Origin of the sequence: Ancylothrix sp. D3o (genome assembly GCF_025370775.1) — a bacterium.
In the GTDB taxonomy this organism is placed as follows: Bacteria; Cyanobacteriota; Cyanobacteriia; order Cyanobacteriales; family Oscillatoriaceae; genus Ancylothrix.
The window spans coordinates 65,765-92,288 of the sequence record NZ_JAMXEX010000006.1; the positions used below are offsets into that span (position 1 = coordinate 65,765).

Annotated in this window: 17 protein-coding genes; 9 read left to right on the top strand and 8 right to left on the bottom strand. The window is 42.8% G+C overall.

Annotated elements, in window-relative coordinates; translation table 11 throughout:
• The first annotated feature begins 8 nt into the window (after positions 1 to 8).
• Both NG798_RS13220 and NG798_RS13225 read left to right on the top strand, forming a co-directional pair.
• Positions 9 to 674 (top strand): HAS-barrel domain-containing protein, encoded by a 666-nt coding sequence (locus NG798_RS13220; RefSeq protein WP_261223473.1) that lies wholly within the window; start codon positions 9 to 11, stop codon positions 672 to 674.
• Positions 675 to 938: 264 nt separating this feature from the next.
• Positions 939 to 3,035 (top strand): cation:proton antiporter, encoded by a 2,097-nt coding sequence (locus NG798_RS13225; protein ID WP_261223475.1) that lies wholly within the window; start codon positions 939 to 941, stop codon positions 3,033 to 3,035.
• Positions 3,036 to 3,230: 195 nt separating this feature from the next.
• On the opposite strand, the gene NG798_RS13230 is transcribed toward NG798_RS13225, so the two are convergent.
• From NG798_RS13230 to NG798_RS13250, 5 genes are all read right to left on the bottom strand, one after another.
• Entirely contained in the window at positions 3,231 to 3,431 is a 201-nt protein-coding gene (locus NG798_RS13230) for a hypothetical protein (RefSeq protein ID WP_261223477.1), read from the bottom strand.
• Between the two features lie 429 nt (positions 3,432 to 3,860).
• Positions 3,861 to 5,429, bottom strand: coding sequence for a glycosyltransferase family 39 protein (locus NG798_RS13235; protein WP_261223479.1), 1,569 nt, complete (start codon positions 5,427 to 5,429; stop codon positions 3,861 to 3,863).
• Between the two features lie 120 nt (positions 5,430 to 5,549).
• On the bottom strand, positions 5,550 to 6,203 hold the full coding sequence (locus tag NG798_RS13240; protein WP_261223481.1) for a PEP-CTERM sorting domain-containing protein: 654 nt from the start codon (positions 6,201 to 6,203) through the stop codon (positions 5,550 to 5,552).
• A gap of 504 nt (positions 6,204 to 6,707) precedes the next feature.
• Positions 6,708 to 9,017: a polysaccharide biosynthesis tyrosine autokinase gene (locus NG798_RS13245; protein WP_261223490.1), complete on the bottom strand. Its 2,310-nt coding sequence runs from the start codon at positions 9,015 to 9,017 to the stop codon at positions 6,708 to 6,710.
• A gap of 45 nt (positions 9,018 to 9,062) precedes the next feature.
• Positions 9,063 to 10,676, bottom strand: a complete 1,614-nt coding sequence (locus NG798_RS13250) for an SLBB domain-containing protein (RefSeq protein ID WP_261223492.1) — start codon at positions 10,674 to 10,676, stop codon at positions 9,063 to 9,065.
• A 215-nt stretch (positions 10,677 to 10,891) separates the two neighbouring features.
• On the opposite strand from NG798_RS13250, the gene NG798_RS13255 reads away from it, so the two are divergent.
• The 7 genes from NG798_RS13255 (at position 10,892) to NG798_RS13285 (ending at position 20,026) form a co-directional block, all read left to right on the top strand.
• Complete coding sequence (locus tag NG798_RS13255) at positions 10,892 to 12,250, top strand: O-antigen ligase (RefSeq protein WP_261223495.1); 1,359 nt, start codon at positions 10,892 to 10,894, stop codon at positions 12,248 to 12,250.
• A 170-nt stretch (positions 12,251 to 12,420) separates the two neighbouring features.
• Positions 12,421 to 13,764 (top strand): flippase, encoded by a 1,344-nt coding sequence (locus NG798_RS13260; RefSeq protein WP_261223496.1) that lies wholly within the window; start codon positions 12,421 to 12,423, stop codon positions 13,762 to 13,764.
• A 149-nt stretch (positions 13,765 to 13,913) separates the two neighbouring features.
• Positions 13,914 to 14,846, top strand: a complete 933-nt coding sequence (locus NG798_RS13265) for a glycosyltransferase family 2 protein (RefSeq protein WP_261223498.1) — start codon at positions 13,914 to 13,916, stop codon at positions 14,844 to 14,846.
• A gap of 61 nt (positions 14,847 to 14,907) precedes the next feature.
• Positions 14,908 to 15,849, top strand: a complete 942-nt coding sequence (locus NG798_RS13270) for a polysaccharide pyruvyl transferase family protein (RefSeq protein WP_261223500.1) — start codon at positions 14,908 to 14,910, stop codon at positions 15,847 to 15,849.
• Between the two features lie 130 nt (positions 15,850 to 15,979).
• Complete coding sequence (locus NG798_RS13275; protein ID WP_261223502.1) at positions 15,980 to 17,245, top strand: glycosyltransferase family 4 protein; 1,266 nt, start codon at positions 15,980 to 15,982, stop codon at positions 17,243 to 17,245.
• Positions 17,246 to 17,678: 433 nt separating this feature from the next.
• Positions 17,679 to 18,683: a pentapeptide repeat-containing protein gene (locus NG798_RS13280; RefSeq protein ID WP_261223925.1), complete on the top strand. Its 1,005-nt coding sequence runs from the start codon at positions 17,679 to 17,681 to the stop codon at positions 18,681 to 18,683.
• A 353-nt stretch (positions 18,684 to 19,036) separates the two neighbouring features.
• A complete protein-coding gene (locus NG798_RS13285) occupies positions 19,037 to 20,026 on the top strand; it encodes a pentapeptide repeat-containing protein (RefSeq protein WP_261223927.1) in 990 nt (329 codons plus the stop codon).
• Between the two features lie 98 nt (positions 20,027 to 20,124).
• Here the strand turns inward: NG798_RS13285 and NG798_RS13290 are convergent, their stop codons facing one another.
• The 3 genes from NG798_RS13290 to NG798_RS13300 form a co-directional block, all read right to left on the bottom strand.
• Positions 20,125 to 23,784 carry a hydantoinase B/oxoprolinase family protein gene (locus NG798_RS13290; RefSeq protein WP_261223511.1) on the bottom strand — a complete coding sequence of 1,220 codons (3,660 nt, stop codon included), beginning with the start codon at positions 23,782 to 23,784 and terminating at the stop codon, positions 20,125 to 20,127.
• A gap of 117 nt (positions 23,785 to 23,901) precedes the next feature.
• Positions 23,902 to 24,243: a type II toxin-antitoxin system PemK/MazF family toxin gene (locus NG798_RS13295; RefSeq protein ID WP_261223519.1), complete on the bottom strand. Its 342-nt coding sequence runs from the start codon at positions 24,241 to 24,243 to the stop codon at positions 23,902 to 23,904.
• Entirely contained in the window at positions 24,236 to 26,518 is a 2,283-nt protein-coding gene (locus NG798_RS13300; protein WP_261223521.1) for a Z1 domain-containing protein, read from the bottom strand. The genes NG798_RS13295 and NG798_RS13300 overlap by 8 nt, the downstream gene beginning before the upstream one ends.
• Positions 26,519 to 26,524 lie beyond the last annotated feature (6 nt).

The window sequence follows — 26,524 nt, forward strand, 5'->3', positions numbered from 1 at the left end:
AGAAAAATATGCGGCTTCCTCTCCCACAGTTTAATGCTGAGAATCGTCACCCGGATCATTTTGCGGAGGTGATTGAGACTTCGACGATGGAATTTTTGGCGCAATGTTTGGAACCGGAGGATTTGAATTTTCCGCCGATGCCGGCTTTTGGCAGTTGGGTGAAGGCGACGGATGAGGAGTCAGGAAATTTAATTTATGCGGTGGTTTATCATGCGACAACGGCGCCTATTGATTCGGTGCATCGGGCGAGGGCTTTGGGTTTGTCGTTGCAGGGTTTGAGGGAAGAACAACCACAGATTTTTGCGATGTTAAAAACAGAGTTTCGAGGGGCTATTGTGGGGTTTTCGCCGCCGGTGATCGGCAGAAATGGCAGCAAAAAACCGAGTCTGGTTTACCAGTATATTCCGCCACGTCCGCCACAAATTCACGCTAGTGTTTATCGCTGTGAACCGGCAGAAGTTGTGCATTTTAGTGAGGGGTTGGATTTTTTGCGGACGTTGTTGGAAGTGAAGGGGGCGCCGGTGGAAGCGCTGACGGCGGCGGCTATTCGTGATATTTATCAGTTCCGAAAAAGTGATCGAGAATGGTTGATTAAGGTGGGCCGGATGTTGAGTGTTTTGCTAAAGGATGATTATGATCGCTTACGGGTGATTTTAGGCCAAGTGCATCCTTGATTGTATTGCAAATAAATCGGCCATTTGCTCTATTTCAGAGAGAAGGGGTAAATATTACATACTAGAAAGCCTGTTTTTTAAGAAACTGCTTTTTTAGCTTACTAAACTTTGGCGGTAAATCTATCTTGCGGTGGATAGCCGGAGAGTCGCTGTTTGGTTAAAAATTAAATGAATTCAAGCGAAAATCAGTTGCCATCGGGAATAGTATAGGAAATTACATGGCTGCTGATGGCTATTGATGATTTTTATTTTTAACTGAGTTTTATGGAACACTATTCAGAAGTAATTAAGGAACCGATTCTGCCTTTTGCGATTTTGTTGGTGGTGATTTTAACGGTTCCAATTGTTTTTAGAAAGTTGCGGATTCCTGAGTTGGTGGGTTTGCTGGCGGCGGGGATTATTTTAGGCCCTTTTGGGCTAAATGTGTTGACAAATAAAATGCCCACAATGGAGTTGCTATCAGATATTGGGTTGCTTTACTTGATGTTTGTGGCAGGGTTAGAAGTAGATATTCAGCAGTTTAAGAGAAAGAAAAATCGATCCCTAGTGTTTGGGAGTTTGACTTTTATTATTCCGTTGATAGCGGGAATTTTGGTAGGTAGGCTGTTTGGTTTTGACTGGAATGCTTCGATTTTAATTGGTTCACTTTTGGCTTCCCATACGCTGCTGGCTTATCCAATTATTAGTCGATTGGGAGTGGTGGGAGATGAGTCAGTGGTGGTTACTATTGGGGCAACAATTTTTACAGATATTGGTGCTTTGTTAGTGTTGGCGGTTTGTGTGGCAGTGGAGGCGGGGAATTTTACTATAGTTCAGTTAATGACGCTTTTGTTGTCGCTGGTGGTTTATACGGCTTTGGTTTTGTTTGGTTTTGATTGGGCGGGACGGGAGTTTTTTAAACGAACGGGGGATGAGGAAGGAAATCAGTTTTTATTTGTTTTGTTGGTGGTGTTTTTGTCGTCTTTAGGTGCTCAGTTAATTGGGGTAGAAAAGATTATTGGGGCGTTTTTGGCCGGTTTGGCGGTGAATGATGTGGTGGGAAAGGGGCCGGTTGAGGAAAAGGTTGTTTTTGTTGGCAGTGTGCTGTTTATTCCGATTTTCTTTGTCGATTTGGGTTTGCTGATTGATGTGCCGGCTTTTTTAAAAAGTGTCGCTTCAATTTGGATGCCTTTGACGATTGTTTCGGCCTTAATTGGTAGTAAGTTTTTGGCGGCTTGGTTTTCGGCTTTGATGTTTCGTTATAATCGCCCGCAAATGCTAACAATGTGGTCGCTTTCTTTGCCGCAGGTGGGGGCAACTTTGGCGGCAACTTTGGTGGGATATCGGGCCGGTTTGCTGACGGAAGGTGTGTTAAATAGTGTAATTGTTTTAATGTTGGTTACGGCAACTTTAGGGCCGGTGATTACGAGTTTGGTTGCACCGGCTTTAACGCATGAAAGTCATGGGGAATTTGAAGGGGAAACCGCCCCGGCAACTGGAGAAATTTTCAAGAAAAATTTCCGGGTTGTGGTGCCGGTTTATAATCCCCAAACCCAAGAATTTTTAATTAAAATGGCGGCTTTGTTGGCGCGCCATGAAGGGGGAAAAATTGTGCCTTTGGCAATTGCAACGGCTCAGGCTCACATGGATACACCGCAAATGGAATCCGCTTTAGGCAGGGGTGAGTTGTTGTTAGAAACGGCGCAGCAACAAGGCTTGCAATTGGGGGTGGAGGTGGAGCCGGTTTTGCGAATTGATTATGATATTGACCGAGGAATTACGCACGCAAGCCGTGAGAAAGATGCAAATTTAATTGTCATGGGATGGGGGAAACGCACTGGTTTACGGGCTCGTTTGTTTGGAAATGTCATTGATAGCGTTTTGTGGGCGGCTCATTGTCCGGTTGCGGTGACGCGGCTGTTGAAATCGCCTCTGGAATTTCAACATATTTTGGTGCCGGTGGATAATTTGAGCTATGAAGCAGTTAGACCTTTAAAATTTGCTCAAATTTTGGCTCTTGAAAATGGCGCAAAGGTGACGGTTTTAAATGTGTGTGAGCGACGGACAACTGCGACGCGGATTGCTTGGATTGAGTCGCAACTTTCGGTTTTAGTTTCTAAGTGGATTGATTCTAATAAGGTGCAAGTTGAAATTAAATGTATTGCTGAGGGTGATGTCTCTAAGGTGATTTTGAAGGCGGCGGAGTCGGCAGATTTAGTGGTTTTGCGTTCTCTGCCTCGGCGCAGTGCAGCAGGGTTGGTTATCAGTGATGTTACAACTGAGTTGCTGGAAAAATTACGGTGTTCGGTGGTAATGTTGGGTGAGCCTAATCGACCTCTCTTACCGACTTTAAAGGATTCATCAAGCAGTAAAACTGTTTGAGAATCTGGTGGTTATTTTGAATTTATTTTTGGGATCTTATAAAGCAAAATCTTAAGGGTGTCGTTAACTCAGACACCCCTATTTCACTTGATGCCTAATAATTTCAAGGCTTGTCAATAGAAAAAAGGTTAGGGAGGGTAACAATTTAAACTGGTGCAGAATATAAGTGAGGAATGTTTTAATTTGGGGGGGTTTTCAATCAACAACTCTCACCCACCCCCGCCGTACATTATAAATGAGCCGATTGATGATGTCGTGTTCGTTTTCGCTGAGAGCTTCTTTAAGAAGGGCTGCTTTAATAAGCTGCCTATCTGTGCTAGTAACGACATTAGAAAACATTACTTGTCCGTAAAGTTCTTCAAGGGTGATTTGGTACAAATAGTTGGGAAATTGCATTTTTCCGGGGAAGGTTATGGTTTTCACTACACTACTGGTTATACAAAGGGGTTTCATGTTTTTGTGATGACGAGCGAAGCTATCTTTGACGGATTAATGATATTTGTCTATTTTGTAAAAAAATTTCTTTATTAACTGTGACACACATCCCCACAGCTTGTGATTTTAATCTCAATATGGCTGTGATGACAGTCTCAAAGGGTTAAGATTTAAATACATTGCCTTTTGTAGCAACCTTTATGAGTCTTTACCATCTCAAAGATTAAGTTATTGTGATATTTTTGGTTGGGGCGGGTAATCAGTTGTTATCGGTTATTTTAAAGGATTGTCGCCTGCTACAAAATTTTGAGAATTTCTGAATTTTTTAGCTGCTGGGGTATAGTAGCTATCGGTTAGTTGGTTATAGATAAGTTAAGCTTGGAAATTTAATTATTTTTTGGGTTTCCACAGCCATACTTCTTGGTTGCGATCTATGTACAGCGGCTGGACGGGAAAATTCATTGTTCTTTCGACTTCCGACTCAGGTCTAACAGTGGCTGTATAGATAAAGATGTCGCTAAATTCTGGTGGTATTTGAGGAATATTGGGATTAATAACTAATTGAAATCGCACTTTGGGATCAACTAAATAGCTTAAAGAAACTAAATTTCCATAGCTAGAGTTTGACAGGTTACTAACAACCAGCGGACGTTGACTTTGATTAATTTTCCTGGCAATTTCTGGGTTACTTTGGCCCCATTCTTTAATCCACCATGTATCAGCACCGGCACTAACTCCACAGGAAATCAGCCCTAAAAATATAAGGGTTAGCGTAATGAGTTTACCTTGGATTTGAGAAGCTGCGGAACTTCTATCAAATATTTTATAGGCAAGGAAATAAGAAACCGCCAAGCGGATACCTAAATAGCAGGGGATGAGATACCTGGCTTTTGTGGAGCGAATTCCACCGAAAGTTAAATCGGGCAGAATTATAGCCATTCCTGTTACCCCAACTAATGCCACAACCAATAACCAGACTCGGATAGGGGTGTGTCTTATTAAAAAATAAAAGGCATAACCCACTAAAGCCAAAATAGCTAAAATTATCAGGGCGCTTGGAATTAAATAAATTTTGGGAGAAGAGGAATTTGTATTGATATCAAAATAACCAGCCGCGATGTTTTTAACCCAGTTAATCCCTAAAGATTGCACTGTAATTGGTCTATCTATCCACTGAAGTCTTTGAACTACGGTTTTTCTACTAATTAATATACTTATTATCCAAGGTAAAAAACTTATGCCGGCAATCACCAAACTCAAACCAAACATTTTAAGGTTTTTAGTCCACCGGCATTTTTCAATGACCAGCATATAAATTGCGTGGGTGATTGCCACGAGCGCCGTTAAGAGATGGCTGTATAAACCTATAATAAGACTGAGGATATAAACGCCCCACCACCTCTTTTTTTGAAGCTTTATGCTGCGTAAAAAAGCGGCTGTTGAAACTAAAATTGTGACTGTCCACAAACTGTAAGGACGGGCTTCTTGAGCGTAAAGAACATGAAAGGGAGAAACGGCTATTAATCCAGCAGCAAGCCAGCCGGTGACTGAAGAGCTAAATAACTCTAGGCACAGCCAGTAAATACTGGGAAAAATAAGTAAACTAAAAATGGCTGACAGACTGCGAATGCTGGCAATGGAATAGCCAAAAGTCTGGCCCCAAAAGCGAGCTAAGATAAAATACAGAGGCGTTAGCTGAGGTTCTTCGGCGGCTAAACCCTGAACTGTATCGAACAAGGTTTTTTCGGGAGTAGGCTGTTGGAAGCGTTGTAAATCTTGAGGGGTAAGAATTTGGCCGGTGGCCACTTGTTTGACAATTTCTGATTCCCTGTAGCCAGAAATGCGTAAAGAAGTAAAAGTTTCGTCGTACCAGTAATATTTTTTATCGATATTAAAAAAAAGAAAAGATGCACCGATTGCTATTAAGCAGAGGATAGAGTACCTGAATTTATTTGTCATTTCACAGGTCGGGTTAAACAGTTTTCTCTCTGCTAAAATAGCACAACCTAGCTAAAACTTCAGCGTTGGAGAGGACTAAATTATCCGCTTTTTAGCTTCCATGATAGTAGGGGTGCTGCTTTAATCTTCTTGAGATTTAAAACCTATTCTTTTGCTGCCTTGGAGGGTTAAAAAACCAGCTAGTAAACCTAAGCCTAACAAGGTACGGGGTTCGGGGACAGAGACAGAGGGGGCTTCTTGCCAGGACGCTTTTACAAAGAAGTCGTTGGTATCTCTGTCGCCGACAAAGCCATCATCCCAAGCCAGGGTGTAAGAAGTTTCTGAGTTGGGGGTAAAGACAGTCGATACGGGAGAAGAGGAATCCACGATCTTGTCTGGGGTGCTGCGATAGCCCCATTTGGTAGTATCGATTTGAATTTTTTCGTAACTTTGGAGAACTAACTTGTAGTCGGTTTGGGCTTGGAAGGTAAACGATGCGAAGCATTGTAACACGGAAATGCCACAAGTGCCCTGCCAATCGTTGACGTTAGTGTGCTGAATATCCGCGTTTTGAGTTTCTTTGAGCAGAGAAATAAAACTGCCACCGGCCTGCTGGACACCAAAATCTGACTTATAGATGCCCTGTGACTTCAAAAACTCAAAATTTACAGTCGTATCTTTATCAAAACGGATGCCGCTGTTAGCAAAAAGGTTAGAAGCTTGTGCGGGGGGAGAAACGCCAAAGCTCAAGACGCTTACAGCGCTAATGAGGGCAAAATCTTTGAGGAATTTCATATTATGCTCCTGAAAATCTCACTTTTGAGATGCTCCTGACCTGAGTAGTTGACAAACGAGAGGTTATTTTAAGCCTTTACGGTAAGCCCATTCTACTTAGTTCTGGGTTGTTTTGCACCTTGCCGGTGGTAAGTTTAGAGAAATTTGCTTAAGTCTTTACAATGGGTAAAGTTTTTGTGAAGTTGTGAAATTATCTACATTTTTTAACTTCTTCAAAACTTTTAGGTGATAAGTTTTTTGTTTAGGTTTTAGCCAGAGAACTTGGAAAGCTTTTTTGGGTATTTTCCAAGCTGCTGACCTGCATTGTACAGAATAGCCCTATTGCTGATCATAAAGCAGAGGGCATCAGCACCGATACAGTAAAATTACTATTTTGGTGAAAAAGAACAGCTAAAGCTTCTCAGTAGAATTACGCAAACAGGTCAAATCACCGGCACTGCAAAGGAGTGGGCCGGTGAGTTTGGGAACGATAAAAGAACCGCTTAAGGAGGGGGGTGGTTAAATTTAGCGGACTTTTGCGTAGGGGGAAGGGGTAGAGCCTTTGGCACCATTGGCGACCAAACCCAGCACCGAAGCGCCAGAAATTTTTAAGCCTTCCATTGCTTTAATTAAGACGGAGCGGTCGGTTTTTTCCATGCTGACGACTAAAACCATGCCATCGGTATGGGCGCCAATGATGTTGGCATCGGCCAGACCGACCAAAGGCGGGGTATCATAAATTACCAAATCAAAAAATGCCTGAAATTGCTCCATCAAATAAAGCATTTTGTTGGAAGACAGTAATTTGATTGGGTCTGGTGGAAGTGAGCCGGCAGTCAGAACAAATAAATTATCCTGACCAGGGATTTCTTCTGACCAAACACTGTGAGCGCGTTGAATGACATCATTGAGACCCATATCGGTGGCAATGGCATCACTGAGACCGCGTACATTGGGGAGGCCAAGTTTAGTATGAATTTTAGGACAGCGCAGATCAGCATCGACGAGTAAAACGCGCTGACCGATGGCGGCGGCGGTTTGGGCGAGGTGGACAGCGACTGTGCTTTTGCCGTCACCGATGGAGGCTGAACCAATAGCAAAAGAGCGGATCGGGTTTTGGGGGTTGAGTAAGCGGATGTTGGTGTAGAGATAGCGGAAGGCTTCTTTGACCGGTTTGGTGGTGTCGGTGCGAGAAGAGGTGTTGACATTGCCCAAAACCAGATTTAAGCCGCCGGTGGACGACGGCGCGGTTGTCAGGGGTTCAGAGGTCGGTGGAACATTAACTTTGTCGAGAGTTTTGGCATAGGGAATGACTCCCAACAGAGGCAATTTGGTAGCAAATCGCGCTTCTTCGGGCGTGTGGAAAACAGTGTTAAGGACTTCCACCAGAAAGCCGACGCCGATCCCCAACAACAAGCTCAACACAACCACAATGGCTAACTGACGGCTGGTTTGTGAAATCGTAACGGAGATGAGGCGGCCTTCTTCATCCTTAATCAAATCGGGTTTAGCAACAAGCGTCCAGTTGACCTGTTGTTGAGCAGCACCGAGTTGCATGGTTTCGCGTTTTTCTAAAAACAGCTTCAGGCTGTCGGTGGCGACTTCTAGTTCTCGTTGTAGGTCGGTATATTGACGCAAAACCGAGGGAAATTGCTCGATTTGTTGATTTAAAACGTCTTGACTTTCAGACAGTTGGCGTTCACGGGCTTCTAGTTGGCGAATCTGACCGGCAATATTTTCAAGGGCAGCTTGTGCTTGTTGTTGCAGCGATTGGTTGAGACTTTTCTGTTGTTCACGCAAAGACTGGATCGGGGCGCTGTCATCATAAAAAATTGCCGAGTTAATAGAGAGTTGATTGTTTATGGCATTTAACTGTCCGATGATACTTTCGTAGGCTTTAGGGTTAACCTGTACCAGCCAGGTTGTATCGCCTCTATCTAGTTGCTGTTGGAGGTTGTTGTAGTAGGCACGGGTTTCGGCGAGTTGGGTTTGCACATCCAACAAACGGATGGCTAAAACGTTGGATTGATCCGCTTGACTTCTGCTGGTAATTTCTGGCAGGCTGAGGTTGGATTCTTGCCGCAGTTTTTGCAATTGAGCTTGCAGTTTGTCTACCCGCTGGCGCAATTCGGGAAGCTGAGAGTCTATAAAACTAATTGCCTTTTGAATTTGGCTGAGGCGTTCTTTGCGGCTGTAATCGAGAACGTAGTCTGCCAAAGTGTTGAGAACCAATTTAATTTTTTGGGGCTCTTCGTCTTGGTAAGTAAAATTTAACAGTTTTGTGCCGGCTTGTTTGCCATCTCTTTCATACATAACCCGGCTGATTGAGAGCCTATTTACCAGCGAGCTATAGCTAATACTATCGGGATCTTTTACTTTTGCTTTTAATTGATCAATGACTGGGGCAAGAATTTCGGGACTTTTGAGCAGGCGAATTTGAGTTTGATAATCGAGTAAACTAGAGTCTTCAACGGCAGCGCCAATTCTGCTGATATCGCCGACACCTTCATTAACGCTTTGCGCTTGTAAAAACAGTCGAGCGATCCGGCCTTCGGCTGTGACTGGCTCAACTAAGACACGAAAACTGCCTTGATATTCTTTAGGAATTTGCTTGTTGTTCCAAACCACCGCACTGCCGGCGGCGGCGCTGATGGCGACTGCCACGCCCAACATGACGATCAGGCGGCGGCGGACGGCGGAAAACACCCAAGCTAAATCAAGAGCCTGTTCTTCGCCTTCGCCGGGGGTGACGGCTTTGCTGTTGGCCGTTAGGGATGTAGGCGGGGGGCTGTTGCGTTTGGAGTTTGGGGATTGAAAGTGATATTCTGTATCCATTTTCCGGGGGGTGTTTGCTTTAATGAAGAGTCAACAATTTTGAATTTAAAATCCTAGTAATCTTAATAATTCGATAATCCGAGCCGGAATTGACACCGCTCCCAGGGTGCCGGCAGCAGGGCTTAAACCCAAATTTAAAGCGTCTACTAAGCTGGCAGTGCGGGAGCTTTTAACAAAGATGACATCGTTGTTGGAAAGGATGGGATTGGTTAGTTCATTGAGGGATTGGCCTAAGTCTAGGCTAAGAGTGCGCCTAGTGACGGTGCCGTCAAGGTTGAGACGAATTAGATCAATTTGATCGGTTTTGGCGCGGCTTTGGATGATGCCCCCTGCTGCTAGGATAGCTTGATTTAGGCCGGTGTTGGCGGGAACTTGTACGGGGCCGGGCCGGTTGACTTCTCCAACAACTGTAACTTGTATGGCAGCCGGAGCTAGGGTTGTTTTGCCAATTAAGCTGGCTTCTGCGGGGCTTAAATCGGTTGCAGTGGGAACGATAATCGTATCTCCATTTTGAACGATGGTGTCTTGAGTGGCATCCCCGGTTTGCAGTAATTGCCAGAGATTTATATTAAATATTTGTTGGCCGGCTGTTTTGGTCAGCCTACGGATTTGAACTTGGCGCAGGTCTGCTTGTGGGCGAATACCGCCGGCGAGTTGGATAGCTCTGGTGACGGTGGGTAGTCCGACATTGTTATCAATGGTGGTGTTTCCTCCGAGCAAAACGTAACTGCCGGGGCGGTTGATTTCGCCGATGATGGTGATGTTGCGTGGTTGCTCAGCGGGGGTACCAAAACTGGCGGCTGAGAGTTGGATAGCTTCGGTGAGGTTGATGTTTGTGGAGGGGGGGACAAAGATGGCATCTCCATCTCGCAGGGTGATGTCGCTGGTGAGGAAGCCGGTTTGCAGGTATTCCCAAAGGTTGAAGGTGAGCAGTTGTTCGGGTGCGTTTCCGGGCCGGCGTCGCAGTTGGATGCGGCGAATATCGGCGCTTTGGGTGACTCCTTGGGCTCGTTCGAGGGCTTGGACTAGGGTAGGAAATTGAACTGAGGGGACGTTTCCTGAACCGGAGGTCAGGGGTATAGCGTAGGAGCCGGGCCGGTTGACTTCGCCGGAGATCCAGATGTTCATTGGACGGGCGGCGGATAAGCTGACGGTAATTATGGGCCGTCTGAGGATGCGGGAGTAGGCTGCTGAGATGTTGTCCGCTGCTTCTTGGAGGGTTAAGCCTTGGACGGATATGCCGCCGATGAGGGGCATTTGAATGGTGCCGCCGGCCGGGATTTGGTATTGTCCGCTAAGTTGGGGTAGGTCGTAGATGTCGATGCGGATATTGTCTCCGCCTCCCAAGGTGTAGACGCCTTGAGTAGGGGGTGCTGCGTTGGCCGGTGCTTGTGGTGGTGTCAGAAATGGCGATGGGGTGTTGGCCGGTGCTTGTGGTGGTGTCAGAAATGGCGACGGGGTATTGGCCGGTGCTTGTGGTGGTGTCGGAAATGGCGACGGGGTGTTGGTCGGTGCTGGTGGTGGGGGGGGGGCGGTTGTTGGGGGTGGTATGTTTGGCAATTGTGCCAAGCTAGGAGAGGCGACAGCTAGGGCGCTTACTGCCAATAGGCTAAGGCTTGTTAGGATTTGAGCGATAGGTTTTGATACCGCACGGGGCATAATCTTCTAAGATTGCTTGATTCTTTCAATTTAGCTGGAGAAGGGAAATTCTGCAAAATTTAAGTCAGGGTTAAGTTAAAGGGTAGATCAAGAAAGTGGGGCTGACTTTAACTCTAGGTTGTTGCTGTGCTTGGGGGTGTGGTGTTGGCTGCCGATAGAAATTCTTAGAATAAGTTGGCAATAAATTTTTTAAGGTAAAAATTGGTGATTAAGCCATGAAAGAGCTTTTAGGAAATCCTTTAATTTTGTTGATTTTGGCCGGTCTGGGGATTGTCTATGGTTTGATGATTTACAATACTGTTGCCAAAAATGAAAAGGTTGCTAGTACGTTTGAGAAAATTGCTATAGGAATCTTTATTTTTACGATTTCAGGCGCTACCGGCGTGACGGTGATGCCTTTTACAAAATTTCATCCCTCTGTGATTCATAACGCCGAAACAAAAGATATTACTATTATTTTACATTTGGCTTTTTATGGGAGCCTTTTGATTCTTTTATCTCCGCGACTTGTAAGTGGGGGTAAAAATTTGGTTCCTGCTATTATGAAATTTTTGGCCACCGATCCCAGTTTAGCACTTTTTTTAATATGGATGAGTATATCTGCTGGTTGGTCGGATACGCCTATGATCACATTCAGAGCATCTCTTGTGTATTTAGAAGTAACTTTTGTGGCGATTTATTTGGCAAAACAGTACACTTGGGAAGAATTATTTGCTGTGTGGCGGTGGGTCAACTTTTTTGTATTAATTTGGAGTTTAGCTAAACCCAATGCTTCTGTTAGGGCGGACATGGCAGGGTGTTGGAGTGGGATTCTAGGGCACAAAAATCAGTTTTCGTTTTTTATGGCACAAACGGCGGCTTTGTGGTTTGTTTTTGGAGCTTATAATCCAAAGAAACGTTTGATGGCTTTTGTGATTGGTATTTTAGCTTTGATTGGCTTGCAAAAAGGATGCAGCGGCGCGAGTCGAATTTTAACGGTGATTTTGATTGCGCTATGGGGTTCGTTGAGTTTTCTAAAAAAGTTGCCGGTGCAGTGGGCTTTTGTGTCTGTGATTCTTTTTATGGTGTTGAGTATTTGTGTTGGAATTGTAGTGCTGGATAATTTAGAGGCAATTGTGGTGGGCAAGTTGAATAAGGATATGACTCTCACAGGTCGAACTTTATTTTGGCCGCAGATTGTGGATTTTATCAACAAACGTCCCCTGACCGGTTATGGGTTGGCGGGATTTTGGCAGCCTTGGCGAGGTTTGGATAATCCGGCGGGGCCGATCATTGAGCCAAAAAGCAGTTTTATTCCTCCTCATTCTCATAATGGTTTTTTAGATTTGGCTTGTGATCTGGGATGGGGGGGTTTGGCGTTATTTATCATTTCTTTTTTTGTTAATGTTTTTAAAGGGGTCGTGTATCTAACGCGGGATAAACTTCCTTATGCTGGCCTGCCTTTGTTTTTCCTAACCTATGCGTTGATGACAAATCTAACGGAAACGGGTTGGTTTGGAACGACAAGTATTTGGTTTTGGTATATTGTTGTATCTGTGCGTACAGGTTTAGACACAACATCTAAAAATTATTGAATAACTTTGCAGTTTTTGCTAAGTGGAGAAGTTTATAATAGAGGAACTGTTAACAAGGGTCTGCCCGTTGTTGGAGGTAGAAAATGACCACGATTTCGCTATCTTCATAGGCAGGCCGGTGATCTAAGTCTGAAAAAGTCTATTCTCTACCACAATGGGTGAGCGTTCTAATGTTTGATAAGCTTAAGGCGATTTATCAAAAGTTGAGTCCAGGTTTCCGTCAAGTGTTGAGCAATACAGCCTGGTTGTTTGGAGAAAAAATTTTGCAAATGGCCTTGGGTTTGCTGGTAGGGGTTTGGGTGGCTCGCTATTTGAGTCCGCAAAATTTTGGCTTGCTTAATTATGCGACGGCGTTGGTGGGACTTTTGAGTCCGGTGGCGACTTTGGGGTTAAGCTCAATTGTGGTGCGGGATTTGGCCCGCGATTCGTCCCATAGAGAGGAAATTTTGGGGACGGCTTTTGTGTTAAAACTACTAGGGGGTTTGGCAACTTTTGCGGCGACTTTTGCTTTGGTAATGGTGTTAAATCCCCAGGATAAGCTAACGCATTGGTTGGTCGCCATTGCTGCCACGGGAACGATTTTTACTTCTTTTGATGTGATTGATTTTTGGTTTCAGTCGCAGGTGCAATCTAAATTTACGGTTTGGTCTACTAATACGGCTTATATTTTAATTAATGTTGTCAAGATTACGCTGATTCAAATGAGGGCATCGCTGGTGGCGTTTTCTTGGGCTTTGACGGCGGAAAAGGCGGTGGCTGCGGTGGCGCTGCTCATAACTTATAATTTGAAAGGGTATAAGTCGAGGGCGTGGCGTTTTAGTTGGGTGAGGGCAAAGGAATTATTGTCACAAAGTTGGCCGCTGATTATTTCTGGTTTTGTAATTATGATTTATATGCGGATTGATCTGGTGATGTTGGGTCAAATGCGAAATTCGGCGGAGGTAGGGGTTTATTCGGCGGCGGTGAAAGTGGCGGAACTTTGGTATTTTATCCCAGGATCGGTGGTGCAATCAGTTTTTCCGAAAGTGGTAAAAGCTAAGGATAACGATGAGAAGATTTATTATGAACGCTTGCAACAATTGTTTAATTTTATGGCTTGGATTTCTTATGCAGTTGCGATTCCAATGACGTTTTTTTCTAATCAAATTGTTTGGTTGCTTTATGGGCCAAAATATGCGGATGCGGCTCCCTCGCTGGCGGTGTTGGTGTGGGCTGGCTTGTTTGTGTCTCTGGGCTTAGCAAGAGGGCCTTGGTTAATTACGGAGGGGCTGATGAAGTATTCCGCAGGTACGGCAGCGGTGGGGGCGGTTATTAATATGATTTTTAATTTCTTGTTGATTCCCAAGTATGGGGGTTTAGGGGCGGCGATTGCTACGGTTATTGCTCAGATGTTTGCTTCGTATGGTGCGAATTTATTTTATCCAAAAACTCGGCCTATATTTATACAGCAAACAAGAGCGCTTTTAGGATTAGGTTTGATAGATTTTATCCAGAGGAAATTAAAAAAAGATTAAAACAGTCAAAAATTATTTATCTATAGCTAGAATTAGATGGCAGATAATCAAGCAAGGGAGTGGAAAACTAAAACAAAAAAATAATGCTAAAAATGTCGGCGATGGGTTTTTAATAGCTAACACCATTACGATAAAAATAAGGAGGACAAATGTCAGAGATAGAAGGTTTAAATAGAAAATTGAAAACGCCGGTTGCTTTTTTTATTTTTAAACGCCCATACACCACTGAGAAGGTATTTGAGGTAATTCGTCAAGCGAAACCGATGAAACTTTTGGTAGTGGCTGATGGCCCAAGGGCAGACCGAGCGGGTGAGGCTCAAAAGTGCGCTGCTGTTAAGGCTATTATAGATAGGGTTGATTGGGACTGCGAAGTTCTCAAGAATTATTCTGATGTCAATTTGGGATGTAAAAATCGGGTTTCTAGTGGGTTAGATTGGGTATTTAAGACGGTGGAAGAAGCTATTATTTTAGAGGATGATTGTTTGCCGAATCTCAGTTTTTTTCGGTTTTGTGAAGAGTTACTAGAAAGGTACAGGAATGATGAGCGGATTATGATGATTAGCGGAACAAACTATGTGGGAGAGTGGAAGTCTGGCAGTCAAAGCTATCATTTTTCTTATTATGGAGGGATATGGGGCTGGGCTTCTTGGCGGAGAGCGTGGAAAAATTATGATGTTAAGATGCAACTCTGGGAGTCGGAAGAAGTCAAGAATAGAATCAGGGATGTTCTGGCTAATGAATCTCAGTATAAAGTTCGGGCAAAACAGTTTGAAGAAACCTTTTTAGGAAAAATAGATACTTGGGATTACCAGTGGAGTTTTGCCCGTTTGTTGCAGTCTGGTTTATCGGTGGTTCCTTGCAAGAATTTAATTGCTAATATTGGTTTTGGAGAAGATTCTACTCACACAAGTTCTACATCATCTGGAGTTTCTGAAATGCTAACTTATGATTTTAATTTTCCAATTATGTTCAATGAATTTACGGCTGTGGATAGAACGTACGACCAAAAGCTTTTTGACACGATAATTTCACCCAGGAGAGATTTATTGGCAAAAATCAAGAATAAGTTTAATAAAAGGTAAAAAAAACCCTATCTTATTTTTTTCAAAAAATCCGCTCATAAAATAAAAACCCAGAGGAAAAATGCAAACTATCAGCCTGCTAGACACTTCAATTTGTAGCTCTAATTTAGGAGATCAAATTATTATGGATTCTGTTCAAAAGCATTTGGACAGTTTATTTGATGCTCTTTTTATTCATATGCCCACTCACGATGTGATTTCTAAAGAATCTTATCAATTTATGAAAAAGAGTGATTTTATTTTCGTGGGAGGGACAAATTTGCTCTCTTCTAATATGAATTCTTACAATCAGTGGAGAGTGAGTTTGTGGGATGCTATGTTTGTCAAAAACATAATTTTGATGGGTGTGGGTTGGTGGCAATATCAAAACTTGCCTAATTTCTATACTAAAACTTTATACCATAGGCTGCTGAGTAAGCAATATTTACATTCAGTCAGAGATAGCTATACAGAAAAGCAGTTAAAGGCGATTGGCATCACTAATGTCATCAATACGGCTTGTCCGACGATGTGGAATTTGACCGAGGAGCATTGTGCGGAGATCCCCAAAGAAAAATCCTCATCGGTGCTGGTGACGTTTACGGAATATAACCAAAATCCAGAATATGATGCAGCTTTGGTCAAATTGCTTAAGAAAAATTATGAGGAAATTTACTACTGGACACAACAGCCAAAAGACTATCAGTATATGAAGGATCTGGGCGGGGATAGTGTGATTTACCTCAAACCTAATTTAAAAGCTTTGGATGAAATTTTAGAAACGCGCAGAGTTGATTATGTGGGGACTCGATTGCACGCGGGGGTTCGGGCGTTGCAATACAAAAGACGAAGCTTGATTTTATCGGTGGATAATCGGGCAGCGGAGATTTCTAAGGATACCAATTTGCCGGTTATTTCGCGCGATGATGTGTCGGGAATTGCTGATCGTATTAATTCCGTATATGAAACGCAAATAAAACTCCCCACTGACCAAATTAAGAAATGGAAAAGCCAATTTCGTTAAGGTTTTTTGGGTGTAAAAACAAAGAAAAGAATGTGGATATAATTGAAAAGTGATCTTAGAATTGGTAGAAATTGAGATCGGCATCATGCTGATCTCACTCCGGTTAAATTTTTATTAGGTTAGTCAAAATATGAAAGTATTGTTAATTAGTAAATCGGATGATGGTGGGGCCGGTCGAGCGGCCTATCGGCTGCATCAAGGCTTAAAAAAAGCTGGTGCAAGTTCCCAAATGCTCGTAGAATTGAAGACCAATAAAGACCGCTCAGTTTTGGAACCGGAAACTTTTTTAGCAAAATTAAGCGGAAAATTAAAATTAACTGAACGCTTAGATGCTCTGCCCTTAAAGCTTTATAACCGTCATCCTGTGAGTGATTTTTCACTACAGTGGTTGCCGCATAAAATGCTTTCTAAAGCGGTAAATAGCAATGCCGATGTAATTAATTTGCATTGGGCGTGTCATGGTTATTTATCGATTGAAAAGCTGGGCAAAATAAAGCAGCCGGTGGTTTGGACTTTACATGATATGTGGGCATTTACCGGCGGTTGCCACTACAACGGTGAATGTGAGCGCTATATTGATTCCTGTGGCAGTTGCCCACAAATAAAAAGCCATAAAGAAAATGACTTTTCCCGTTCGGTGTGGCAGCGCAAACAAAGAGCTTGGAAAAATCTTAATTTAACAGTGGTGACACCGAGCGTCTGGCTGGCACAATGTGCGGCTTCGAGTTCGCTACTCAAAGACTACCGAATTGAAGTGATCCCCAACGGATTAGATATACAAAAATATAAACCTCTTAATCGGCAATTTGCGCGAGAATGCCTGAATTTACCACAAGATAAAAAACTAATTTTGTGTGGGGCAATGGATACCGGCGATCAGCGGAAAGGCTTTTACTTATTGAAACCAGCCTTAGTAAATTTAGGAAAATTAGGATGGGATGATAAGGTAGATTTAGTGATGTTTGGAGCTTCAGAACGAGACACCCCCGAAAACGCTTTAAAAATTCACTATTTGGGTCGATTACATGATGATACAACTTTGGCTTTAGCCTATGCAGCGGCGGATGTATTTGTGGCTCCTTCCACACAAGATAATTTGCCAAATACAGTAATGGAATCTCTAGCTTGCGGCACTCCTTCTGTAGCTTTTAAAATTGGCGGAATGCCGGATTTAATAGAACATCAACAAAACGGTTATCTGGCAAAACCTTTTGAAATTGATAGTTTAGCTGAGGCTATTATCTGGGTATTAGAAGATCCAGAGAGGCACAAAAAACTTTGTTATCGCGCTCGTGAAAAAGCAGAACTAGAGTTTACTGTAGAACTGCAAGCACATCGTTATTTATCTTTGTTTGAGGAAGTAGCTAAAGATAAAAAAGCGGCTCAGTTCAGTTGATTATAATGTTGAGGATAAAAAGATTGAATGTTTATTTCCATTTTAAGGCCGATATAATTTCGCTTAATATTACATAAGGCAAGGTTTTAGTTATAAATATTTTCAAGAAAATATCAACTTAACCTAGCTGTTTAAGGTGGCGGATTATTCAGGCGTGCTTTTTTTAAGGGAAAATTTGGGAACACCAAAAACTAAATTAGCCGCTCATTAGCAAGTTGCCTTTTTATGAAATCTTGCTAATTTGCGCGATTGAATAATATAATAAATCGCTGCAAATCTACTAAATCCAATACTCGTGAAGTTTTGTAACTAATTTTTGAAGAGTTTGTTTGAGAATTATTTAAGTTTTTTTAATTATTTGGCGATTGATGAATTCCCGCCGGCATCTAGGGAACCATAGAAAATGAAACCAAAACCAGCAAAGGTAAAAACTATGAATGAGTATGAATTACTAAAACGCTATTCCGCCGGCGAAAGAAATTTTAAAGGAGCAAATCTCAAGGCAGCCAATTTAATAGGAGTGACGCTTAACCACGTTAACTTGACGGCAGCGAACCTGAAGGATGCTTCTTTTGCACGGGCCAATTTGAGCCGCTCTTTTTTACTGGAGGCGCAGTTATCGGGGGCGTTTTTGTATGGGGCTGATTTAAGTTTTGTGAAGCTGAAAGGTAGCAGTTTAGTTGAGGCAGATTTAACGAAAGCTGATTTACAAGGTGCTCATTTGGCAAATGTGGATTTAGCTGGGGCAAAACTCAGCGGGGCAAAACTTAATTGGGTGACGCTTTTTCGGGCGAATTTACCAGGTGTTAATTTGTGTGGTGCGAATCTTGATGGTATTAATTTACGTTCGGCAAATTTGGCCGGTGCTAATCTTAACTGGACAAATTTAAGCGGCGCGAGATTGAGTGGTGCTTGCTTAAAAGGAGCGCAAATGAATAATGTTAAGTTGAACCGAGCTTTTTTAAACGGCTTAAGTTTGGAAGGGGTAAATTTCAGCGGTTTGGAACTGCAAGAAGTTAAAATGAATGGGGCAAAATTGCAAGGTTCCAATTTTACGGGCGCGGATCTGAGTGGCGCTCAATTGCGTTTGGTGACGTTTGATGAGGCAATTCTCCAACAAGCGGATTTGCATAATGGAAATCTGCGCGACGCTCGTTTTACCGGCGCCAATTTAATGAAAACAGATTTGCGGGAAGCTGATTTAAGAAATGCTGATTTGAAAGGGGCTAATTTGAATTTGGCTAATCTTGCCGGTGCTGATTTACGAGGAGCAAATTTACAAGGAGCCTATTTGTGGGGGGCTGATTTGGATGGGGTGAATTTGGAAGGGGCAGATTTGCGGGGTGCTTCTTTGCGGGATGCGGCAATTGCGGGGGCAAATCTGCGGAATGCTCTTTTGGATGGGGCGGTTTTGCCTGGTGGTAAACTCTGCGCTTAATTTAGGGGTAGGTTGGGTATTTTAACCCAATCTACAAATAAATATTGTCAAGTAAGGCTAGTTAGTATGGGATGGGTTTAGGTGTGAGTACCGATGCGGTGCTGGCTTTGGTAAGTGTTAAGTTTTTCAACTAAATTGTTGTTTTTCAACTTTAAACTGTAAAATTTATCTAGTATAGATATTGTAGTTTTTCGCCCCACGCAGGCGAGAACTGTTAATTTTATTTTTAATAACGAAATGCTGAGTTAATAAAAATGAAAGAAAGTTAATTAAGTCTCTTTTGTAAGGCGGAGTAATTTCCCATGTTAAACGAAATCAAACCTTTTGTGATGCTGCGGGGGAGAAAAACTAAAATGGATGTTTCGGAATTATTGAGAAGATATGCAGCCGGGGAAAGAGATTTTCAAGAGATAAATCTGATCGGGGCTAATTTGGAAAGAGCCCATTTAGCGGGAGTCAATTTTGCGGGGGCTTATTTGTCGGCGGCTTGTTTAAGTCGGGCGGTTTTGACGGGGGCAAATTTGACTGGTGCGTTTTTACATCGGGCGGATTTGAGTTATGCCAAACTCAATGAGGTGAGGTTGACAGATGCGGATTTAACTAAAGCTAATCTTAAAGGTGCTTATGTGGTTAAGTCGCTTTTGAATGGGGCAAAATTAAGCGGGGCTGTTTTGTCTGGGGTGAATTTGAGTTTGTCGAATTTGCGGGGTATTAATTTGTGTGGGGCAGATTTGCGGGGCATTAATTTGCGTTCGGCTTGTTTGGTGGATGCTAATTTGAATTGGGCAAATTTAAGTGGGGCAAGATTGAGTGGTGCTCGCTTGCGCGGGGCTTTGTTGAATGGAGCAAAATTGACGGGGGCGTTTTTAAATGGGGTTGATTTAAATGGTTTAGATTTGGATGGGGTGAATTTAAGTGCGACAAAGTTGAGTGGGGCTAATTTGAGTGGGGCTAATTTATCTGCAACTAATTTGAGTTATTCTCAGTTGAGAGTTACGCTTTTGACTCGCTCAATTTTGCACGCGGCAAATTTAATGGGGGCGAATTTGGCAAAGGCAGATTTGTGTGAGGTAGATTTGAGTAAGGCGGATTTGTGTGAGGCGGATTTAACGGGGGCGGATTTAACGGGGGCGAATTTGAATAAGGCAAATTTAGAGGATGCAGATTTAAGTTTGGCTTCTTTGCGTGGTGCTTATTTATGGGGGGCTAATTTGAATGTGGCGCAGGTACGAGGGGCTGATTTGAGAGGGGCTTCTTTGCGGGGTGCTAAATTGAATGGGGCTGATTGGAAGGAGGCAATTTTAACGGGGGCGACGATGCCGGATGGAAGTGTTCACGAGTAAAAATGGTAGGATTTTTGTTGTTGAGGGGCCGCTTTTGAGCTAGGGTTTGAGATAGCTGGTGCAGTTAATTAATATGCAGATTAGCCCAAAATGTATGATTATTCCTCTACTCTACCAAACCCCCCACCACCCGGAGTTTCAATTCCAAAAACATCACCGGCATTCATTTCAACAACGGCGGTACTTCCTAATTCTTCAACACCCGCATTTTCCCGCACAACATAATTTTTTCCAAGAGAACCGGCATCCCCACCATTTAACCCAAAAGGCGGAATAATTCTGCGTCCTGATAATATTCCCGCCGTCATTTTTTCCAAAAATTGCACACGCCTCACAACCCCATTACCGCCACAAAATTGCCCCTTGCCACCGCTATTTTCCCGAATACCAAAATGAGTTAAAAGGACAGGAAAACGCCATTCTAAGACCTCTGGATCAGTCAAGCGTGAATTTGTCATGTGGGTATGCACCCCATCGGTACCATTAAAACCAGAACCGGCCCCGGAACCGCCGCAAATTGTCTCATAATATTGATAGCGTTCATTACCAAAGGTGAAATTATTCATGGTGCCTTGAGACGCCGCCATTACCCCCAACGCACAATACAAAGCGTCGGTAATATTTTGCGAAGTTTCGACATTCCCGGCAACTACCGCCGCTGGATAAACGGGGTTAAGCATACAACCTTGGGGAATAATAATTTCCAGAGGTTTAAGACAACCGGCATTTAAAGGAATATCATCATCAACTAAAGTGCGGAAAACATATAAAACTGCGGCTTTACAAACAGCAGCCGGTGCGTTGAAATTGCTATTAAGTTGAGGTGAGGTGCCGGTGAAATCAACTTTAGCACTGCGGGTGTTTTTATCAATCGTAATTTTGACTTTTATTTCCCCGCCGTTATCCATTGGATAGCTAAATTCGCCATCGTTTAAAACTTCAATAATACGGCGGACTGATTCTTCAGCATTATCTTGCACAAAACCCATATAAGCTTGCATAGTTTCTATGCCATAGTGCTCTACCATTTTAAGAAGTTCTTGAACTCCCCTTTCATTGGCGGCAATTTGTGCTTGTAAATCTGCTATATTTTGGCTTGTATTTCGCGCTGGATATTTGCCAGAGTTGAGGATTTCCAGTAATTCTTTTTGGCGGAAATTGCCGTTTCTAACGAGCAAGAAATTATCTAAAAGTATGCCTTCTTGTTCTACCGTTGTGCTGTTGGGAGGCATAGATCCGGGAGTGATACCACCGATATCTGCGTGGTGTCCGCGTGAAGCGACATAAAACAGGATTTTTTCCTTGTTTTCTGCTTGAGAAAACACCGGCGTTATAACGGTAATATCAGGTAAATGAGTTCCGCCGTTGTAGGGGTTATTAGAAACATAAACATCGCCGGCTTTTATGCTATTTGCGTCAGCATAAATTAAAGCTTTCACACTTTCACTCATTGAGCCTAAGTGTACGGGAATATGAGGCGCATTAGCAACAAGTTCGCCGTTTTGATCAAAAATTGCACAGGAAAAATCGAGACGTTCTTTGATATTCACAGATGAACTGGTATTCTGAAGAGTAATCCCCATTTGTTCGGCAATAGAACGAAAAAGATTGTTAAAAATCTCCAACATCACAGCATCAGATTTATTAACCGCAGATGAACGCTGATTAACGCGGATAGATTGATCGGCGTTCATCCTGCTTCGGTGGTTTAAAATTAAATAATTTCTTGCAGTTAATTCTGCTTGCCATCCGGTTTCTATAACATTAGTGCCGGTCGCTTCAATAATAATAGCCGGCCCGCTAATTTTATCTCCTGGTTGCAACTCATTTCTCTGAAAAACCTGCACTTCTTGCCAAATTCCACCGCTATACATTTGCACACTAGAAACCGGCACCGGCAACCCATCATTTTGACGCGAAATTATCCCCTCATCAGGCACATCATTTTTCGCCACAACCTCCACCGAAATTGCCTCAACAATTAAACTTTTTTCCATCACAAACCCATAACGCTGCCGGTGTACCTCCTCAAAATCCCCCACCATTTCCCCCACATCCCCAAAATCCACAATTAAAGCCGAATCCGTCCCCTCATACCTTAAACGAACCTTACAAAAAACCATCTGCGTTAATCTGCGTTCATCTGCGGTTAATAAACCCTCTTTCCCCTCCCCTTCCAACTCCGCAAAAATCCCCTTTAACCTCCCCACCAACCCCTCATTTAACACTTCCTCAACCGACTTTTCTTTAATCACCCGCACATCAGCCAAACCCATCCCATAAGCAGACAAAACCCCCGCATAAGGATGAATAAAAATTTGTTTCATCCCCAAAGAATCGGCAATTAAACAAGCGTGTTGACCCCCCGCACCCCCAAAACAACACAAAGTATATTCAGACACATCATAACCGCGTTGCAGAGAGATTTTTTTAATCGCATTTGCCATTTTTTCAACAGCAATGGCAAGGAACCCCGAAGCAACTTCTGCCGGTGTTCTTCCATCGCCAATTTCTGATGCCAACTGATTAAATTTTTGCCCGACAATTTCTAAATCTAAGGCTGCATTTCCCTCAATTCCAAACACTTTAGGAAAAAAGGCCGGTTGAATTTTCCCCAGCATGACATTGCAATCAGTCACCGTCAACGGCCCACCTCTACCGTAGGAGGCCGGCCCTGGATTGGCACCGGCGGATTCTGGGCCAACGCGATACCGTGAACCGTCAAAAGTGAGAACAGAACCACCACCGGCAGCCACCGTATGTATAGCCATCATCGGGGTACGCATCCGCACACCGGCCACCTCAGTTTCAAATTCTCTCTCATATTCACCGTTATAATGTGCGACATCGGTGGATGTGCCACCCATATCAAAAGTGATAATTTTTTCAAAACCGGCCATTTTACTTGTCTGCACAGCGCCAACAATACCGCCGGCGGGCCCGGATAGGATGCTATCTTTGCCTTGGAATTGTTCTGCATCCACGAGTCCGCCGTTGGATTGCATAAACATTAGTTTTGTCCTTTGTCCTTCGTCATTTGTCCTTGGTTTGTTTTCGGACAATTGATTGCTAACTTGGTCTACATAGCGGCGGAGAATAGGTGAGAGATAAGCATCGACTACAGTTGTATCTCCACGACTTACAAGTTTGATTAAAGGGCTAACTTGGTGAGAGACGGAAATTTGTGTAAAACCGATTTCTGCGGCAATTTTTGCAATGCGGTTTTCGTGTTCGGGGTAGCGGTATCCGTGCATTAAAACGATGGCACAGGAACGGATGCCGGTGTTAAATGCTTGTTGCAGAGATGGGATAATTTGTGATTCGTTGAGGGCAATTAATTCTTCACCTTTTGCGCTGTAGCGTTCCTCTATTTCGATGACGAATTCATATAACATTTCTGGCAAAATAATATGACGGGCGAAGATATTAGGCCGATTTTGGTATCCTATTCGTAGGGCATCTTTGAAGCCTTTTGTTATCAATAAAACGGTGCGTTCGCCTTTGCGTTCCAGTAAGGCATTTGTGGCAACAGTTGTCCCCATTTTAATCACTTCTATGGCATCGGCGGGGATGGGTTCATTGGTGGGGATATTCATCATTTCCCGAATGCCTTGGATGGGTGCATCGGTGTAGCGTTCGGGGTTTTCTGATAATAGTTTATGGATGATTAATTGGCCGTCGGGACGTTTGGCGACGATATCGGTAAATGTGCCACCTCGATCTATCCAAAATTGCCAGCGGTTGTTAGTGTTTGTCATAGGATTTTTTATGGTTGATTTTTTTATTTTAGGGCGTGAGGCGTGCGGTTTTAAAATTAATTCACGAACAAATTAATCTAAATTTATCCGTGCATACTTTCTATGCGGTTGGTGTGATTAGGATTTTAGGAAATTGCATAATTTGTCAGCAATTAAAGTTTGTGTGTCTGGGGATAATACACCTAATTCTCGCCTAATCATGGATTTACGAAGGGTTATTAAGTGATCTAGTCTAAGAGTAGATTCTTTGTGCAAACCGCTGCTGGCAAAGTCGGGATGGCTGCTATTAAGCACAATGTCAGTTTCCATCAAATCTGATGGAATTTTGCTGGTAATAATAGCAAACAAAATGTGTTCATATTTTCCCACAGGGTTAGTTAGACAAAGAACAGGACGTAACTTTGTAGCTGATAAATCATCAAAGGGGAAATCTACGAGAACAATTTTACCTTTAATCATTGAATGGCTTTCCGTCCGCTAGGGTATAAATATCTTCTTCTGCATCGTGCAAAAATGCAAATACTGGATTATTTGCGGCGGCGTGTAGCCATTCTTGTTCGTCTATTTCTTCTGAATCATCCCACTCCAAGTCATCCTCTATTTCTTCAGACTCATCTGCGTAATTAAACATAAACACAAACTTACTTTTAGGCAGAATCAGCATAGGAAGATAGAGCGGTTGATTGTCCCAGCGCTTGTATTTTTCTCCTTTGTATTTTTCTCCTTTTTCATACATCATCAAAACTGTAGGAACATTTTGATATTCATTTTTAGCTTTAGTGATCCATGTACTGGTAGCAAAACCATACCCTCCCCAATCACTCGGCTCTTGGCGTGTTAAGCCTAGTCCTTCACCCGTTTTACCCCTCCGAACATTAAGCCTTCCCTTTTCAATACCGTTAGCCTTCATTCCTTGAAGTGCTTTTTGAACCCGCTTGTCTTCCCATTTCCTTCCGCTCACATAGTGGCTGTGTGTATGGGAAATTATTTCAATCAAGAAATCAATATCCACTTCGTAGTATTTATCATTTTCTGTGTAGGGGTTCAGTAGTTTATTTAACTCTTCTGTCTCTGCTTTTACATCCGAGGATTTATAAAGGGGAGCCCGTGGAAAAATATGCGAGCCAGGTATAAAAGCATCTATTTCTGCTGGATTCAAGACACAAGAACGAGTAGCTTTCAGTTTTGGCCCAACCCACACCGGCTGAATTTTAATATTGTTCGGATCGTCTCCAATTGCTTCTCTCATCGCCTCATCAGCCTCATGGATAGCACGAAAAGCTTCTAAGATATGTTGAGGCAAAAACAAACGAGTAACATCTTTCAACTGTTCGCGGTATCCATACATTCTTGCGTGCTGATGCACGGTATCCATTACTTTTTGCTTGGCATCACGTCCATAATATGTCACCATCAAACCTTCAATTGTTACACCCCGCCCCAGCCTGTTACCACCTATGAGAATATTCATTCCTGGGGTATAGTTTGGTTTTTTATCAGGATTATTGGCATTGATAACCTTTGGAATTGCACGCCTTAATTCATGTTTTAACTCCTCAATTAAGTAATCCAAAGATGGTAAATAAAGTGCTGTCTTACTTAACTCTTGATAAGCTTCAGTTAGCCATTTTCGCGCCTGCTCTTCCTTGGTGGCTGACAATTGTCCTCTTAGAGATTTATCAAGTTCAACAACAAACCCGCTAATAATTTTTTCTAAATTTTCTTGATTGTCTTGCTTGTAGCAAATATGAGCTAAAAAAGAATAGATGCCATCAGGCTCAGATTGCATTTTGTACACTGCTCCCAAAAAGAAACAGCACAAAGCAAGTCTCAAACCTTCAGGAATATCCCAGTTGCTCCCAGGGTTAATTTTTCCTTTCTGTTTTTTTAGCGCTTCCAATTCTTCAGCATTAACCGTGCGACAATAAGCAGTGCTCTCTGTAAAAAATAAGTCTCCTCCCATATAACTATTCCCTGGTTCAGGAAGAGCGGCACAAAAAGCTGGTTTACAGGGATGGTCAAGATTTTGAAGTAACAAGCTTTGTGGAGTAGCGGTAATTTGTAAATAAATATGGTTAGCTACTGCTTTACGAATTTTTCCAATTTTTTCAAAAATTTTACTATCGGGGACTGTTTCTTTGTCATCTTTTGCTTGCTTTGCTTCATTGGTGTTTAAACTAGCATTGTCCGCTTCATCATCAAATATTAAACAAGGTACGGTATTGGCTTTAGCATACTTGAGAACTTTAAGCAAGTTGTCAAGGTGACGCACATTTTTTGTGGATACCAACACAACGCCTGTGTCTTTGATATAGTGAAGTAATTTATTTTTGACAAAATCTTCAGGATGTTTTTTCCATTCCTCCCAATTAAAAACCACCGGCCCTCCTTTTAATTGATTATTGAAACGATCCGCCGTTTGTTTCCCCAACCAAGTATTATCTGAAGTCAACACAATGAAACAACGAAATTTATTTTCTTGAGCAATTGCCAATGTAGCAATGGTAGTATTAGTTTTACCACTTTGAACTCTGCCATAAATTAACCCTGTTGTGCCGTAGGGAATTTCTTGTTCTTTTGTTCCCTTATAAGGAAGACTGACAAAACCGCTACCTGTCGCCCCCACATCCCCCTCGCCGAATTTTTCGGAGTAAACATCAACGCAGTTTTGTACAATTTCCACAGCAGTTTGCTTTAATTGTTCTGCGGCTTTATCCCCTATTTTTTTTTCCAACCGACC